We start from the raw sequence: 14,955 nt of genomic DNA on the forward strand, positions 1-14,955 counted from the left end.
CCTAAACCCAGTACGGCACGCGCGAACGGAATTGCTTCATCGCGAAGATGGCGACGATCCAGCCGACCACCGTGATGGCGCCGACGATCAGCCAGTGATACAGGTGCTGGTCGTCGCCGAGCAGGGGGGCGCGGATGATCTCCAGATAGTGGAACGTCGGCACGATCTCGGCCAGCTTCGCGCGCTCGCTGACCTGTCCGCCCTGCGCCTCCAGGCTCTTGGTATTCCACATCACCGGGGTCAGCACGAACAGCATCAGCGTGAGGCTGCCGAGGATCGGCGCGATATCGCGGTAGCGCGTGCTGAAGATGCCGAACACGATCGACACCCACATCGCGTTGAGGAACAGCAGTCCCAGTGCCGGAATCGCGAATATCGCGGTCCAGTGCAGTTTTTCCCACACACCGAACGCGACGAGCACCACGAAATAGATCAGCAGGTTGTGCGCGAAGAACAGCAACTGCCGCCAGACCAGGCGATAGACGTGCACGCTCAGCGCCGACGGGAGCTGTTTGATCAGACCCTCGTTGGCGATGAAGACATCGGAACCCTCGAGAATGCTCGCGTTGATCACATTCCAGACGATGATGCCGACCGCCACATACGGCAGGTAGTCCTTGACCGGCTGGCCGAGCAGCGCCGAATACAGCAGGCCGATCGCCGCCGCCTGCACACCGGTCGCGATGGTGATCCAGAACGGGCCGAGCACCGAGCGGCGGTACCGCTGCTTGATGTCCTGCCAGCCGAGCGAAAGCCACAGTTCGCGCTGCCCGAAGCCGACACGGAAGTCCTTGAAGGCGCGCTGGAAGGTCTGCGAATCCGAGGTGATCGGCGCATCGTCGACCGGTTCGGTCGGCGCGGCAGCCGGCTGCTCGTCCGCCGCGGTCTCCTTCGACACGGCGGGAGCCTCCCCGGCGCTCACCGCGCCTGCTTCCGGCGGGCTGTCCTCGGCGCGCGCCACAGCGGCGTCGGCGTCTGGTGGCGCGGACGCATCGGAACGCTCGGACTCATCGGAACGCTCGGGGTTTTCTGAACGCACTGAGCTGTCATCTGAACGCACTGAGCTCTCTTCACGACGCCCCGGACTCTGATTCGAGTCGGGGCGAGCGGCAGCGGCGGGCACGGTGCCCGAGCCTACCCTTGGACATTCGTACCGACCCGCGTGGCACACACGGGCCGGTGCCTCTCACAGCCGTGCGGCAGGGCTCACAAATACTGCCCGGAACCGCCGGTGACGTGATTCGCCGGCCCGCCGCGCGGGTCCGCGGCGTGGATGCCGGGCGGTAGCGCGCCCTGGCGCATCTGCTCGAGCTGGGCTCGGGCGGCCATCTGCTGAGCGAACAGCGCCGTCTGGATCCCGTGGAACAGCCCTTCCAGCCAGCCGACCAGCTGGGCCTGGGCGATCCGCAGTTCCGCGTCCGAAGGAATGGCGTCGTCGGTGAACGGCAGCGTGAGCCGCTCGAGTTCGTCACGCAGTTCCGGGGCCAGGCCCTGTTCCAGCTCGCGCACCGACGACTTGTGGATGTCCTTGAGCCTGCTGCGGCTCGCGTCGTCGAGCGGAGCGGCGCGCACCTCTTCGAGCAGTTGTTTGATCATCGTGCCGATGCGCATGACCTTCGCGGGCTGCTCGACCATGTCGGCCAGCGATTCGCCCGCGTCGTCGCGGTCGTCCGGCTCGCCCTTCTTGTCCTCGTCGGTCACCACCTGCGCGGTGAAGGGCGCGTCCGATGCGGCCTCCGCCGGGATGACCAACGGGCGGCCGTCCGGTCCGACGACGACGATGTGGTCCGGTGACTCATCCGATTGCGTCATGGTCCCTATCATGTCGCGTTGCCGCCGAACGCGCTAAAGGGGCTGCGCTGAGCGTCGCGCGCGGCGGCGCGACGAGCTGTCGGACCGGTGTGCCCGGTCCCCGCCCTGGCGGCGCGGCGGCGTTCTATTCTGTTCGGGTCGTGTGGTTCGGATTTGCTGAAAGTCGGTTGCCATGCTGAGTCCCAGGTCGCTGTGCCCCCGTGCGGAAGCGGAGGGGAACACAGTTACACAGGCTCGCCCGCTGCCCTTAGAGTGGCCAACATGACTTACGACGTCGCGAGGGTTCGGGGCCTGATACCGTCCCTCGGCGACGGCTGGATTCATCTCGACCCGCAGGCGGGCATGCTGGTGCCCGATGCGGTATCCCGCGCGGTCTCAACAGGTTTCCGAACATCCTCTTTTTCGCATATCGGCCGCAACGGCGCGGCGGTGCGCAGCGCCGCCATCCTGGACGCGGCGCGCGAGGCGGTGGCCGATCTGGTCGGCGGCGATCCGGCGGGTGTCGTGCTCGGGCCCGACCGTGCGGTCCTGCTGGCCTGGCTCGCCGAATCGCTGAGTTCGCGGCTCGGGCTCGGTACCGGCATCGTGCTGTCCCGGCTGGACGACGAGGCGAATGTCGCGCCCTGGCTGCGCATCGCCAATCGTTACGGCGCGCACGTGCGCTGGGCCGAGGTGGAGATCGAAACCTGCGAGATGCCGTCCTGGCAGTTCGAGGAATTGATCGGCCCCACCGCGCGACTGGTCGCGCTCACCGCCGCCTCGCCGATCGTCGGCTCCGCGCCCGCGGTCCGGGTGGCCGCCGACCGGGTGCACGAGGTGGGCGGACTGCTCGTCGCCGACGCGTTCGGCGCCGCGCCCTACGCGCTCATCGACATCGACGAACTCAACGCCGACGTGGTCGCGCTCAGCGCGCCCGCCTGGGGCGGGCCGCAGATCGGTGCGCTGGTCTTCCGCGACCCGGCCTTCCTGGACCGGATTCCCTCGATGTCGTTGAACCCCTACGCGAAGGGCGCCGAGCGGCTCGAGGTCGGCGGGCACCAGTACGCCCTGCTCGCCGGGCTGACCACCTCGATCGACTTCCTGGCCGGCTTGGACGAGCGGGCGCGCGGCAGCAGGCGCCAGCGCCTGGAAATGTCCATCACGTCGCTGCAGGACTACCACGATCAGCTGTTCGAGCATCTGATGGACGTGCTGGAGAAGATCCCCGGCCTGACCGTCATCGGCCGCGCCTCCACCCGAATCCCCACCGTCAGTTTCACTCTCGCGGGCATGCAGGCCGAGAAGGTGGCGGCCAAGCTGGCCGACAACCGGATCGGCACGGTCAGCGGCGTGCACGGCGGCAGCAGGCTGCTCGACGCGCTCGGCGTGAACGACGAAGGTGGTGCGGTCACCATCGGTCTCGCGCCCTACACCACCATGTTCGAGATCGACCAGCTGGGCCGGGCGCTCGTCGCGTTGGAGTGAGCGCTGCGGGCTGTTGTGCGGCGTGTGCGAGTTCGCTTCGGGGTCGGGCGTTCGTTGTGTTGGAGTGAGTTCGCGAACTGCTATGCGCTGCGCGCGAATTCGCTTCGGGGGTCGGACGCTCGACGCGTTGGAGTCAGTTCGGCGGGGCTGGTGCGCCCCGTGCGCGTATTCGCCTGCCGCGCAGGTAATTTCCGCCGTGCACGTGTTCGCCTGCTGTGCGCGTGTTCGCCTGCCCGCACGTACTCGTCTGCCGCACACGTGTTTGCCCGCTGTGCGCGTATTTGCCCGCCGTGCATGTGTTCGCGTGTTGCGCGCGTATTGCTAGCAGTGCGCGTGTTCGCCTGCCGCGCGAAGTCGCCTGCTGCGCAGGTGATTTCCTGCTGCGCACGTGTTCGCTCGCCGCGCACGTATTCGCTCGCCGCGCACGTATTCGCCGACGAATCTGCGCGCGGCGCGCAAATTCGCGCGCGGGAGTCAGGGTTTGCGGATCTGCAAGGTGACCTTGCCGAACGCGTCGCCGGATTCCAGCAGCCGGTGCGCCTCGCCCGCTTCGGCGACCGGTACTTCGGCGTCGATGACGGGGACGACGCTGCCCTCGGCGACCAGCGGCCACAGGTGCCGCCGCACCTCGGCGATGACCGCCGCTTTGCTGCCGACGCCGGTGGCCGGCCGGTTCCGCAGGTTCGTCGCGTGCACGCTGCCCCATTTCCGCAGCAGCGCACCGAGATTCAGCTCCCCGGTCGCGCCGCCCTGCATCCCGATCACCACGAGATGGCCGAAGTTCGCCAGTGCCTCGACATTGCGGGACAGGTAGGCCGCGCCCATCAGATCCAGGATGACGTCGGCGCCCGAACCGTCCGCGCGCACCGCGGCGACGAAATCGTCGTCGCGGTAGTTGATCAGCAGCTCTGCGCCGAGTTCCTGGCACCGGCTCAGCTTCTCGGCGGAGCCGGCCGTCACCGCGACGCGCGCGCCGAGAGCGCGGGCCACCTGGATCGCGTGGGTGCCGATGCCGCTGCCGCCGCCGTGGATCAACAGCAGCTGGCCGGCCTGCAAGCCCGCCGTCATGACCAGGTTCGACCACACGGTCGCCGCCACTTCAGGCAGTCCCGCGGCTGCGCCGAGATCCAATCCCTCGGGGACCGGCAGCAATTGCGTCACGGGCGCGACCACCTTCTCGGCGTACCCGCCACCGGACAGCAGCGCGCACACCCGGTCACCGACCTGCCAGTCGTGCACACCGGCGCCGAGTTCGGCGATGACACCGGAACATTCGAGCCCGAGCACCTCGCTCGCGCCGGGCGGGGGCGGGTAGTGCCCTTGGCGCTGGAGCAGATCGGCCCGGTTCACGCCGGCCGCCGTCACCTCGATCAGCACCTCGCCGGGGCCGGGCGCCGGATCCGGCGCCTCGGCCCACTCCATCACCTCGGGTCCGCCGAAACCGTTCAGCTTGATCGCATGCACGAGACCCATACTGCCCCGGTGCCCACCCGCATGGGCGGTGGCCCCGGTCGCCGCACCGCAAACCTCGCGCTTCGATCTGTGCGATGGCACAAAATCTTGCTGTGGCGAACGGCCTGCAGACCTACTCCGTTGGTAGTCCGGTATGGCTTTCCCGCACCAGGGATCTCCCCAGTTCGCCCGGCTTAGAATGAGCACCGTGCACCCCGAACCGAGCAGTCCCGTTGCGGCCGAACCGAGGTGGCTCACCCCGGCGCAGCAACGAGCCTGGCGGGCTTATATGGACGGACATCAGCGCCTGATGACCGCGCTGAACCGGCAATTGCAACGGGACAGCGACCTGAGCGTCCCCGAATATCGCATCCTCGTCCTGCTCTCCGAAGCGCCCGGCCGCGCCCTGCGGATGAGTGAACTGGCCGACGGCGTGCTCTCTTCCCGCAGCCGCCTCACTCATCAGATCCGGCGGCTCGAGGCCGAGCGGATGGTGCGCCGCAACACCTGCCTCGAGGACGGCCGCGGGGTGCTCGCCGAACTGACCGACGAAGGCATGCGCCGCCTCGAAGCCGCCGCCCCCGGCCACGTCGACGCCGTCCGCCGAGATTTCGTCGACCTGCTCACCCCGCACCAGCTAGAGGTCATCGCCGAAGTCTTCGCCCGCATCGATCAGGAAATCGGAACGCGCCCCCTCTGACCCGTCCGCTACCATCGTGATCCTGGAGACGTGGCAGAGCGGCCGAATGCACTCGCCTTGAAAGCGAGCGTCGCGAGAGCGACCGGGGGTTCAAATCCCTCCGTCTCCGCAACAGACGCCCAGGTCATGCCATTTGCCTGCGGCGTCCCAACGTTCGAACCAAAAGACCAGGCCGTCTTGTCATGGTTGTCACAACCGCGTCCAACACCGAGCGGCTTCGGCCAACGCGCATCGGGCTGACTGTAGACGTGCCTGAGCCAGTCCGAGACGCCCACGATCGGTATGTGCTGGAAAGAGCGCAGATCGATTTGCGCGGCGGACCCACCCTCGTCAAACCTTTGGCACCAACCCTTGATGAGAGGCCCCGAGATCAAAGGTTGGACCCTTATCCTTTAACACCGATCGCTCTGATCAAAGGTTTCGTGTTATCGCTTGCGGCCGGGACCTCTGCGCTCCTGGTTGCGCGGCGGGCGAGTTTGCCTCCCTATACGCCGGGTACCCGGCCGTCGACTGGGAGGTCTCACCATGACAGAAACGCATACCGGAGCGCCGGGTGACACCCGGTCCGTGGCAGAGCTGGTCAACGACGCCACCGCGCAGGTGAGCAGGCTGGTGCGGGACGAGATTCAGCTCGCCCGGCTGGAGGTGCAGCAGAAGGGCAAGTTGATCGGCCGGGGTGCCGGGCTTGCCGGGGTCGGCGCGTTGCTCGGCCTGTACGGCGGTGCGGCGTTGGTCGCGGCGGCCGTTTTCGCGTTGGCGATTCCGCTGCCCGGGTGGGCGGCGGCGTTGATCGTCGGCGCGGTGCTGCTGGTCGCTGCCGCGCTGTTCGCGGTGCTCGGCAAGAAGGACGTTCAGCGCGCGGTGCCGCCGGTGCCGCAGGAAGCCGCCGCGGGCGTCAAACAGGACATCGAAACCATCAAGCACGGGAGCCACTCATGAGCGACTCGAAACGCGCCAACGCCGAGGATCCGATCGTGAGCGGGCCGATCGACGAGGAAGCGTTGCGTCAGGACCGCGACGAGACGAGAGAGCAACTGGGCCAAACGGTTTCGGAGCTCACCGACAAACTCGACGTCAAGGCGCGGACCAAGGACAAGCTGCACGATACCGCCGACAACGCCCGCGCGAAGGCGGCCTCGGTGGCCGACAACGCGAAGACCACCGCGGCCGAGAAGACCGCGCAGGCAGAGGAACTCGTGTCCCGCAAGGCGTCGGAGGCGAAGGAGGTCGCCGGCATCGCCGCGGACCAGGCCAAGAACGAGGCCCGCCGACTGGCGGACCGGGCCGAGGCCGCGACACCCGATTCCGTGGTGACCGGTGGCAGGCAGGCGGTCGGCTTCGCCCGCCGTCAGCCCGTTCCGGTCGCCGTGGCGGCGGCGTTCGCGGCAGTGCTGGTGTGGTGGATCGTGCGGAGGCGGCAGGCGTGAAAACTCTCTACAAGCCGCTCGGCATGCTGGTGAGCATCGTCGGCGGACTGGCGGCCAACGCGGCGTTCATCCGGGTGTGGCGTGCCGTGAGCGGCGAGGATCAAGCTCCCACCGCCACCGCGCGCAACCACACCTGGCGGGAAGTGTTGCTCGCCGCCGCCCTGCAAGGCGCGATCTTCGGCTTGGTCAAAGCGGCCATCGATCGCGCGGGCGCCACCGGCTATCAGTCCCTCACCGGCACCTGGCCCGAATAGTCACTCGAAAAGCCCCGGCCCTCATACGGTTTCGAGGGCCTCAGCAACGCCGCCAGTCGATGTAGTGGCTCCACTGCGGATGCGGTGTCCCGCAATCGGCCCACGCGTCGATCACGATGCCGAATTCCATCGGCGCATCCGAGCACGAGGCGGTCGACGGGGTGCCCGGCGCCACCGTCGGCCCCGGTGCCGACCACTGCCCGGGGAACGGGATCGTCACGGGACCCGCGATCAGCGGCATGATGCCCACGCACCGCACTCCGGCCCGATGTACTCCGTCCCCGCCCGCACAGTGCGACGTCGCGGCCGTCACGCCACGATCAACTCCGCACCCCGTCGGCGCGGCACTCGCCGCACCACCACCCACCATCGACATCCCCGCCCCGAGCCCGACCGCCACGACGGCCCCGGCCATTCCACGCAACAAGTTCTTCATCCCGCTCCTCCCATGCAGTCCCGAACATTCCGATTGTCCGAAGATCGGCGGACTGTATGCCCTCGTTACCCGCGCCCGTTGCCCCGGAGGCAGAACAGCCCTCTGAATGGATGGGCTGTTTCGCATCTGGCAGGCCGGCGAAGTCGGTTCAGGGACCTCGGGAGCAATCCCAGGACTGTCCTTGATGCCCCGGACAATAGACCTTGATCGTCTTGAGTCGCGCAGTCCGTAACTCCCGTTCGGGCCCTTGGGGTCGGTGTAGACGTACTTTGTTGCGAACTCATACGTGCCCTGCTTGACCGGCATCCATTGCACGGTCGCGGTGCCGTTCATCGACGCGATCGGCTTCAGACAGTTGATTATGCGATCGACGCGCCGAGTCGAGCGCTCTGGAATCCGCACGGTGCGCGACCCGCACCGAGATGCGCACGATCGCCCAGACAACAAAACAGCCCCTCCGCGTGGAGGGGCTGTTTTGAATTGTGCGGCTGAAGGGATTCGAACCCCTAACCTTCTGATCCGTAGTCAGATGCTCTATCCGTTGAGCTACAGCCGCATGGGTATTCAGTTGTGTACCCGGTTACCCGGGTGTGGCGGAGGCGAGAGGATTTGAACCTCCGGTCCCCGTGAAGGGACAACTCATTAGCAGTGAGTCCCATTCGGCCGCTCTGGCACGCCTCCTGGAGCCTTCTCTTCGAGGGCACCGGTCCTTTCGAACCGCCGAGCATGAAGGTTACAGGAGCTGCTGTCCAGATCGCAAAACGGCTGGTTATCAGCGTAAGTTGCTGTCGAACCAGTCGAAAATGCGGGTCTGTGAATCGACCAGCGTGCTGTCGTCGTCGACGTCGGGATGGTCGGCCCGGTGCCGCAGTCCCGGATAGCTGACGACCAGGCTGGCGACGGCGGCGCGGCCGGTCGCGTCGCGGAGTCGTTCGACTTCGGCGGGCGGCGTGGCCGGGTCGTCGGCGCCGAACAGGCCGAGCCACGGGGCTTGCAGACTCGGCGCCACCCGGACCAGGGCGTCAGCCTGTTCGGTGAGCGGCTCGAGGATGCCGGGTGCGGCGACGCTGACGGCGGCGCCGACGGGGCGGTTGGTGGCGACGAGGAACGCGGCGGTGCCCGCGGTGTCGAAGCCGAGGACGCCGATGGTGTCGGGGAAGACGCCGCGGCGGGTCAGCCAGTCGAAGCAGGCGTCGAAGTCGTCGAAGAGCTCGTCGCCGAACACCTCCTGCGCCGGTTCGTGCCCGGTCCGGTGAAAGAGGTTGGGCGCCACCACGGTCCAGCCTTCGGAGGCCAGGGCGCTCATCAGGGCGAGCAGGGCGCCGGTGAACTCGCGGGACTCGTGCAGCATCACGATGCCGCCGCGCGCGTTGCCTTCGGGTTCCACCACGATGATGGGCACCTGGGTGTCGGTGGACGGATGTGCGGGCGCGGCTCGATGTTCGGGTGCCGGCTCGTCACCGCGTAAGGGGGCAAGGTCGTTGTAAGTGCCCGACATGAAACCAGGGTAGGGCGACTTCGTGCTCTGCGGTAGAAATTGCTGCTGAGAGCCTATCGGCCGCATATTTTTCGGTACGCAAGCCCGGCTTTGTGCGTGATACCCAGAAGATCCCATGACTTCCCGACATATGGTTGGGGGGTGACAGCGTCAACCCGGCCGGACCTCGATGCGATTCCGGCGTATGTCCCAGGCCGCAGCCACCCCGGCGCGGTCAAGCTCGCCAGCAACGAAACCACCTTCGGCCCGCTGCCTTCGGCGGCCAAGGCCATCGCGGAGGCGGCCGAGCTGGCCAACCGGTACCCCGACAACCAGGCCGTCGAGTTGCGGGCCGCACTCGCCGATTTCCTGGACGTCGAACAGGCCAACATCGCGGTCGGCTGCGGCAGCGTGGCGCTGTGCCAGGAACTGGTGCAGATCACCTGCGACACCCCGACCGACGAGGTGCTGTTCGCCTGGCGCTCGTTCGAGGCGTATCCGATCGTCACCAAGGTGGGCAACGCGACCGCCGTGCAGGTGCCGCTCACCGCGGACCTGGTGCACGATCTGGACGCGCTGCACGCGGCGATCACCGAACGCACCAAACTCATTTTCGTCTGCAACCCGAACAACCCGACCGGTACCGCGGTCGGCCAGGCCGCACTGACCCGCTTCCTCGATTCGGTGCCCGCCCACATCCTGATCGTGCTCGACGAGGCGTATTTCGAGTACATGCGGCTCGCGCCGCAGGATTACCCGAACGGTATCGAGCTGGGCCGCACCCGGCCGAATGTCCTTGTGCTGCGTACCTTCTCGAAGGCCTACGGGCTCGCCGGCCTGCGCGTGGGCTACGCGGTGGGCGATCCGGCGGTGATCACGGCGCTGAACAAGGTGCACATCCCGTTCAGCGTGAACCGGCTCGCGCAGGCGGCGGCGATCGCCTCGCTGGAGGCGCGGCACGAATTGCTGGACCGCACCGAGGCGCTGGTGCTCGAACGGAATCGGATGCGCGAGGCTCTGCTCGCCGCCGGCTACCAGGTGCCGCCGAGCGAAACGAACTTCGTGTGGCTGCCGCTCGGCGCGCGCAGCGCCGAATACGGCGAGGCGAGCGCGGAGGCGGGTGTGCTGGTGCGTCCCTACGGCACCGATGGCGTGCGGGTCACCACCGGCGACCCGCACGAGAACGATCTGTTCCTCAGCTTCGCCACCGATCCCGCGGTGGTGGCGCGCTTCCTGGGCTAGACGCCGAGCGCGCCCGAGATGACCGGCCACGACCGCACCAACTCGTCGGCCCAGTAGGGCCACGCGTGGGTGCCGGTCGCCCGGAAATGCGCGGTCACCGGGATGTCGAGGCCGCGCAGCCGATCGGTGAGGCGGCGGGTGCAGACGTTGGTCGCCGCCTCCAGCGGACCGCCGAAGGTGATCGCGGTGGGCAGGTCGACGTCCGGTTCGCCCGGCACGTCGTGGACGCCGGGCAGGCCGCTGCCCACGGACATGTAGATCGTCTTGCCGCGCAACGCTTCCGCGTGCAGCGTGACATCGTGGTCGAGCCAGGCGGGGTCGTCCTGCGCGCCGAACATGTTGTCCGGCTCGCCTTTATAGGTGGCGACGACCGCCCTGGCTTGGGCCTGACCGAGATCGGTGCCCATCGAGAAGCAGCCGCTGTGCGCCGCGACCGCCGTGTACAGCTGCGGCTGCCGGAACGCCAGCATCATGGCGGCCTCGGCGCCCATCGAGACACCCATCACCGCATTGCGTCCGTTGCCTTGGAATTTCGCGTCGATCAGCGGCGGCAGCTCCCGGGTCAGGAAGGTCTCCCACTTGTTGGTGCCGAGCACCGGATCCGGTTGCTGCCAATCGGTGTAGAAGCTGGCGGGGCCGCCGACGGTGAGCACCACGTTGACGTCTTTGTCCTCGAAGAACTTGTCGGCGTGACCCTTTTCGGTCCAGTTGTTGGTGGTCGGGTTCGCCTCGCGACCGTCGAGCATGTAGACGGTGGGCCGCGGGTGCGAGGTGTCCCGCGGCAGCAGCACCTGCACTTCGACGGTGCGACTCATGGCAGGGGAGGCGACGAACACCCGCAGCCACCGGTCGTCGATCGGCTCGATCCGGTCGATCCGTGGCCGGGCGGGTCGTTCCGTCGTGGCCGGGGCCGGAGCCGGGCCATCGGAAGAACCGGTACTGGGCTGCTGGGGGTCCCCGGGTTCGGCCGACACCTGGGGAGCGCCGAACGTCGCGGCACCCGAAACCAGTGCCACGCTGACCATGACGCTGGACACCCAGCGCCGCACCCCACGCCGAGACAGCATGCGATCCATCCTGCCAGAAACGCCCGGTTCGCCTCGGAAGCCATAGCGGTTGGCCATAATGTGTGACCAGTGCCACGTTTACCCGGCTGTGCCGAATGTGGCGGTACTGCCAGGATCTTTGTTCATAGCCGAGGCGCACTGCGCCGGCGTGGTCGCTGCATTGGGGCCAGCGGAGCCGGGCGGCGGTGTTGTCTAGATCACTGTGTCAACAACGCTCGACAGCACCTTTTACTCGCCGACTTGGGCCGACGTGGTAAATCGAGCAAATCCGGGCACACTGCCAGCACACCCGCCGTACGCTACTGTCCGGGCCTTTTCCGGGGCATGAATGAGGACGAACATGGGTGTGGCTGCACGGCCGAAGCTATTTCGCGGCATCAGCGCGCCGACCCGTCTGCGCGGGCCGCCCGGTAGGGCGGTATCGGCTGCGCGCCTGCGCGAATTCTCCTGCTCGAAATTGTCTGTTTCACCGCAGTACCTATGCCCGACCGGAGAAAACCGTGAACCCTGTGTTACCCGCGTCACCGCTCGAAACCACCGCTGACACAAAGCCTTTCAGTAGCGATCTGAAGCGCAGACTCCGTGAGTGCGATGAATTCTTCCGCATGCCCGAGCTGGCGCACCTACCGGCACAGCGCCGCCGCACCGTGCTGCACCACCTGGAACAGACCGGTTGCTATCTGCAAACCGCCGAGGAAATCCTGATCGGAGCCAAGCTCGCGTGGCGTAACCACGCCCGTTGCGTCGGCCGAAAGCATTGGCGCTCACTGAAATTGCTCGACGCCCGGCAGGTGCGTTCGGCGCGCGATCTGGCCGAGGTCTGCTGGGAGCACCTGCGGGTCGCCACCAACGGCGGTGCCATTCAGTCGATGATCACCGTCGGCCCACCGCGTCAGGCCGACGGGCGGGAGTTCCGCATCGTCAGCCCGCAGCTCATCCGGTACGCGGGGTACCGCAACGGCGACGGCACGGTCACCGGTGACGCCGCCAACATCACGCTCACCGAATTCGCGAGGAAACTCGGGTGGCGCGGCGCGAGAACGCCTTTCGACATTCTGCCACTGCTGATCAGCACGCCCGACGAGCCGATCCGCTGGTTCGACGTTCCGCCCGAACTGGCGCGCGAGGTCGAGCTGGAGCACCCGGAGTTCGAGTGGTTCGCCGGCCTCGGCCTGCGCTGGCACGCGGTCCCCGCCGTCTCCAACATGAACCTCGAAATCGGCGGTGTCACCTATCCGTTCGCCCCGTTCAACGGCTGGTACCTGGGCGCGGAGATCGGCGCGCGCAACCTCAGCGACACCACGCGGTACAACATGCTGCCGCTCATCGCCGAAATGATGTGCCTGGACACCAGATCCGAGCGCACCCTGTGGCGCGACCTGGCCCTGGTCGAGCTCAACCGCGCGGTCCTCTACAGCTTCCGTAAGGCGGGCGTGTACCTGGTCGACCATCACACGGTGGCGAAACAGTTCTGCGACCACGTCGAACGGGAAAAGTCCGCGGGCCGCGCCTGTCCCACCGACTGGAGTTGGATCAACCCGCCCCTGTCTTCCGGCCTGACTCCGACGTTCCACCGCTATTACGACCCACCCGATCTCGACATCCGCCCCAATTTCGTCCGCCGCGACTTCAGCGGGGAAGCGTGAGATCCGCGCACTGACGATTCAGGCGGCATGTCACACATGGTTCCCGTGCTTCGTCTACTCGGTGTCCGACCTTGAACACCGCACGAGGAGCACGAACCAATGCATGCCGCTTATGTCATCGTCACGATTCTGGCCGCCGCCTGGGTGGGCTTCTCGGCCGCGTCGATCTTCTTTCGTGCCGCCTGGGTGGTGGACCCGCTGGTGCAGTACGGGGTGCCGCAGACCTGGTGGACGTGGTTGGGTGTCGCCAAAGCGGCTGGCGCCGTAGGACTTGTCGCCGGATTGTTCTTTCCTGTGATCGGCATCGCCGCTACTATCGGGATCGTGCTCTACTTCGGTGGAGCGGTGATCACCAACATCAAAGCCCGCGCCTACGCGCACATTCCGTTCCCGCTGATGTACATGATCCCCGCGCTGATCGCCGCAGGTTTGGGAGCCGCCGTCTGAACACCCCCATCGCTCATCCAGCAAAGCCCCGCTCTCGAAATATTCGAAGGCGGGGCTTCGCTAGGTTGACGCGATACCCGTAGAAAAGGAGATTCGAATGACAGGCAGCTGGGTTCGTTTCATCAGTGGGTCCACCTTGCTCGCGGCAGTGGTGGCCTCGGCCATCGTCACCGCTGGTCCCGCGGCCGCGGAACCGCGCGACTGCACGCTCGATCGCACATTGACCGGCGCGACGGGCTTCTGTCCCGGTGGCGACGGCTTCTTCACGGTGGAAGCGGACTGCATCGGCATTTCGATCGGCCGCAACCCGGGGATCGGCCCCTACCGGCAGTCGAGTCAGCGGCACGCCTACGCGGGCCCGCATCCGGAATTGGATGCCACCCAGACCCATCCGCACGCCGAATGCAACGAGTTCATCACCGGCCACTTCGGCATCCTGGTCGACGCGCGACTGTACGAAACCTTCCGCTGACCGACGCGCTGAACTTTATTTTCCCATCCGGTCCCTGCTTGCCCCGGCCGAGAATGCCGTCCAGGCTGGCGAGATGGTCAACAATTCCCGCATCCGCCTGGGCATCATCGGTCTCGGCGTGATGGGCACCGAGATGCTCGAAGTGGCGCACCGGCATCCGGAGTTCGACGTCGTCGCGGCGGCCGATCCCGACGCGGCGGCGGTCGAACGGGTCCGCGCGCAGTATCCCGATCTCGCGGTCGGACATGATCCCGAGGCGCTGGTTCGAGATGACCGACTGGCCGCGATCTACATCGCGGCCCCGCCGAATACGCATGCGTCCTATGCGATCTCGGCTATGAACGCCGGCAAGGCGGTGTTCTCGGAGAAGCCGCTCGCGGCGCGGCTCGCCGACGGCGCGGATATGGTGCGGGTCGCGGCGGAAACCGGTGCGGTGAACGCGCTCAATTTCACGCTGTCCGATCGCGCGGCGGCCGTCGCGGTGATGCGAGCCGTGCACGACGGCGAAGCGGGTGAAATCGTCGCTGTGGACATGCGTTTCACGTTCCCGGAATGGCCGCGCGCCTTCCAGCGCGACGCCCGCTGGGTCGCGGGTCGCGAACAGGGCGGACTACTGCGCGAGGTCGGTTCGCACTTTCTCTTCCTGACCGACCGGCTGCTGGGCCCGCTGACGCCGGCGCATACCCGAATCGCCTACGGCGCGGACGCCGAACTCAGCGCGCACGGGCTGTACACCGCGGGCGCGGTACCGGTCACGATCACCGGGTTGGTAGCGGCCGCACCGGAAACGTACGAGTGGATCCTCTACGGCACCAAGCGTTCCTATCGGATCACGGACTGGTCCCACCTCGAGGTCAGTACCGGCACCGCTTGGCAGGAGCGTCCGCTCGACGGTCCACGCGGCACCGAGCACACGCGGCTGACCGCGTTCGCCGCCGCCATCCGCGGCGAAGCCTCGACCCTCGCGGACTTCGCGGCGGGACTGCGCGTGCAGGAAGCGGTGGAACACTTCCATCGAGCGTGATCACCAGGTAATGGTGGCGGCATCGGTCGAGTCGG

Annotated in this window: 16 protein-coding genes and 3 tRNA genes; 11 read left to right on the forward strand and 8 right to left on the reverse strand. The window is 67.2% G+C overall.

Features of this window, described 5'->3' with window-relative positions; translation table 11 throughout:
• Position 1: 1 nt before the first annotated feature.
• Together O3I_RS00925 and O3I_RS00930 are read right to left on the reverse strand one after the other, a co-directional pair.
• Entirely contained in the window at positions 2–829 is an 828-nt protein-coding gene (locus tag O3I_RS00925) for an ABC transporter permease (RefSeq protein ID WP_051066868.1), read from the reverse strand.
• A 377-nt stretch (positions 830–1,206) separates the two neighbouring features.
• Entirely contained in the window at positions 1,207–1,812 is a 606-nt protein-coding gene (locus O3I_RS00930) for a bacterial proteasome activator family protein (protein WP_014981013.1), read from the reverse strand.
• A 261-nt stretch (positions 1,813–2,073) separates the two neighbouring features.
• Here O3I_RS00930 and O3I_RS00935 point away from each other — a divergent pair, with 261 nt between their 5' ends.
• Positions 2,074–3,276 carry a cysteine desulfurase-like protein gene (locus O3I_RS00935; RefSeq protein ID WP_014981014.1) on the forward strand — a complete coding sequence of 401 codons (1,203 nt, stop codon included), beginning with the start codon at positions 2,074–2,076 and terminating at the stop codon, positions 3,274–3,276.
• A 474-nt stretch (positions 3,277–3,750) separates the two neighbouring features.
• Here O3I_RS00935 and O3I_RS00940 read toward each other — a convergent pair whose 3' ends face one another.
• Positions 3,751–4,740 (reverse strand): NAD(P)H-quinone oxidoreductase, encoded by a 990-nt coding sequence (locus tag O3I_RS00940; RefSeq protein ID WP_014981015.1) that lies wholly within the window; start codon positions 4,738–4,740, stop codon positions 3,751–3,753.
• Positions 4,741–4,927: 187 nt separating this feature from the next.
• Here O3I_RS00940 and O3I_RS00945 point away from each other — a divergent pair, with 187 nt between their 5' ends.
• The 5 genes from O3I_RS00945 to O3I_RS00965 all read left to right on the forward strand — a co-directional run bounded on the left by O3I_RS00945 (position 4,928) and on the right by O3I_RS00965 (position 7,109).
• The gene (locus O3I_RS00945) at positions 4,928–5,428 is read left to right on the forward strand and encodes a MarR family winged helix-turn-helix transcriptional regulator (RefSeq protein ID WP_051066464.1); all 501 of its coding nucleotides are present in this window, start codon (positions 4,928–4,930) and stop codon (positions 5,426–5,428) included.
• A gap of 24 nt (positions 5,429–5,452) precedes the next feature.
• A tRNA-Ser gene (locus O3I_RS00950) sits at positions 5,453–5,537 on the forward strand.
• A gap of 416 nt (positions 5,538–5,953) precedes the next feature.
• The gene (locus O3I_RS00955; protein ID WP_014981017.1) at positions 5,954–6,367 is read left to right on the forward strand and encodes a phage holin family protein; all 414 of its coding nucleotides are present in this window, start codon (positions 5,954–5,956) and stop codon (positions 6,365–6,367) included.
• Positions 6,364–6,855 carry a DUF3618 domain-containing protein gene (locus O3I_RS42285; RefSeq protein WP_014981018.1) on the forward strand — a complete coding sequence of 164 codons (492 nt, stop codon included), beginning with the start codon at positions 6,364–6,366 and terminating at the stop codon, positions 6,853–6,855. The genes O3I_RS00955 and O3I_RS42285 overlap by 4 nt, the downstream gene beginning before the upstream one ends.
• Entirely contained in the window at positions 6,852–7,109 is a 258-nt protein-coding gene (locus O3I_RS00965; protein ID WP_014981019.1) for a DUF4235 domain-containing protein, read from the forward strand. The genes O3I_RS42285 and O3I_RS00965 overlap by 4 nt, the downstream gene beginning before the upstream one ends.
• 40 nt (positions 7,110–7,149) lie before the next feature.
• Here O3I_RS00965 and O3I_RS44635 read toward each other — a convergent pair whose 3' ends face one another.
• The 4 genes from O3I_RS44635 to O3I_RS00985 all read right to left on the reverse strand — a co-directional run bounded on the left by O3I_RS44635 (position 7,150) and on the right by O3I_RS00985 (position 9,043).
• The gene (locus O3I_RS44635) at positions 7,150–7,545 is read right to left on the reverse strand and encodes a hypothetical protein (RefSeq protein ID WP_141691660.1); all 396 of its coding nucleotides are present in this window, start codon (positions 7,543–7,545) and stop codon (positions 7,150–7,152) included.
• A 483-nt stretch (positions 7,546–8,028) separates the two neighbouring features.
• Positions 8,029–8,101, reverse strand: a tRNA-Arg gene (locus O3I_RS00975).
• A gap of 35 nt (positions 8,102–8,136) precedes the next feature.
• Positions 8,137–8,226 (reverse strand) — tRNA-Ser (locus tag O3I_RS00980).
• Between the two features lie 91 nt (positions 8,227–8,317).
• The gene (locus tag O3I_RS00985) at positions 8,318–9,043 is read right to left on the reverse strand and encodes a dienelactone hydrolase family protein (RefSeq protein ID WP_014981021.1); all 726 of its coding nucleotides are present in this window, start codon (positions 9,041–9,043) and stop codon (positions 8,318–8,320) included.
• A 141-nt stretch (positions 9,044–9,184) separates the two neighbouring features.
• On the opposite strand from O3I_RS00985, the gene hisC reads away from it, so the two are divergent.
• Positions 9,185–10,264, forward strand: coding sequence for a histidinol-phosphate transaminase (gene hisC / locus O3I_RS00990; protein WP_014981022.1), 1,080 nt, complete (start codon positions 9,185–9,187; stop codon positions 10,262–10,264).
• Here the strand turns inward: hisC and O3I_RS00995 are convergent.
• Positions 10,261–11,331, reverse strand: coding sequence for an alpha/beta hydrolase (locus O3I_RS00995; RefSeq protein ID WP_014981023.1), 1,071 nt, complete (start codon positions 11,329–11,331; stop codon positions 10,261–10,263). The two genes, hisC and O3I_RS00995, sit on opposite strands and share 4 nt — an antisense overlap.
• A 566-nt stretch (positions 11,332–11,897) precedes the next feature.
• On the opposite strand from O3I_RS00995, the gene O3I_RS01000 reads away from it, so the two are divergent.
• From O3I_RS01000 to O3I_RS01015, 4 genes are all read left to right on the forward strand, one after another.
• Entirely contained in the window at positions 11,898–12,977 is a 1,080-nt protein-coding gene (locus tag O3I_RS01000) for a nitric oxide synthase oxygenase (RefSeq protein WP_237748443.1), read from the forward strand.
• 99 nt (positions 12,978–13,076) lie between these two features.
• Positions 13,077–13,424, forward strand: coding sequence for a DoxX family protein (locus O3I_RS01005; protein ID WP_014981025.1), 348 nt, complete (start codon positions 13,077–13,079; stop codon positions 13,422–13,424).
• Between the two features lie 97 nt (positions 13,425–13,521).
• The gene (locus O3I_RS01010) at positions 13,522–13,896 is read left to right on the forward strand and encodes a hypothetical protein (protein WP_014981026.1); all 375 of its coding nucleotides are present in this window, start codon (positions 13,522–13,524) and stop codon (positions 13,894–13,896) included.
• 73 nt (positions 13,897–13,969) lie between these two features.
• Positions 13,970–14,920 carry a Gfo/Idh/MocA family protein gene (locus O3I_RS01015; protein WP_014981027.1) on the forward strand — a complete coding sequence of 317 codons (951 nt, stop codon included), beginning with the start codon at positions 13,970–13,972 and terminating at the stop codon, positions 14,918–14,920.
• Positions 14,921–14,955: the final 35 nt, after the last annotated feature.

Origin of the sequence: Nocardia brasiliensis ATCC 700358, assembly GCF_000250675.2 — a bacterium.
Lineage (GTDB): Bacteria > Actinomycetota > Actinomycetes > Mycobacteriales > Mycobacteriaceae > Nocardia > Nocardia brasiliensis_B.

Bases quoted from the DNA above. Each gene is read 5' to 3' on its own strand.
- O3I_RS00930 (WP_014981013.1), bottom strand. From the start codon at position 1,812: ATGACGCAATCGGATGAGTCACCGGACCACATCGTCGTCGTCGGACCG.
- O3I_RS00935 (WP_014981014.1), top strand. From the start codon at position 2,074: ATGACTTACGACGTCGCGAGGGTTCGGGGCCTGATACCGTCCCTCGGC.
- O3I_RS00945 (WP_051066464.1), top strand. From the start codon at position 4,928: ATGAGCACCGTGCACCCCGAACCGAGCAGTCCCGTTGCGGCCGAACCG.
- O3I_RS00955 (WP_014981017.1), top strand. From the start codon at position 5,954: ATGACAGAAACGCATACCGGAGCGCCGGGTGACACCCGGTCCGTGGCA.
- O3I_RS42285 (WP_014981018.1), top strand. From the start codon at position 6,364: ATGAGCGACTCGAAACGCGCCAACGCCGAGGATCCGATCGTGAGCGGG.
- O3I_RS44635 (WP_141691660.1), bottom strand. From the start codon at position 7,545: ATGAAGAACTTGTTGCGTGGAATGGCCGGGGCCGTCGTGGCGGTCGGG.
- O3I_RS00985 (WP_014981021.1), bottom strand. From the start codon at position 9,043: ATGTCGGGCACTTACAACGACCTTGCCCCCTTACGCGGTGACGAGCCG.
- O3I_RS00995 (WP_014981023.1), bottom strand. From the start codon at position 11,331: ATGCTGTCTCGGCGTGGGGTGCGGCGCTGGGTGTCCAGCGTCATGGTC.
- O3I_RS01005 (WP_014981025.1), top strand. From the start codon at position 13,077: ATGCATGCCGCTTATGTCATCGTCACGATTCTGGCCGCCGCCTGGGTG.
- O3I_RS01010 (WP_014981026.1), top strand. From the start codon at position 13,522: ATGACAGGCAGCTGGGTTCGTTTCATCAGTGGGTCCACCTTGCTCGCG.
- O3I_RS01015 (WP_014981027.1), top strand. From the start codon at position 13,970: ATGGTCAACAATTCCCGCATCCGCCTGGGCATCATCGGTCTCGGCGTG.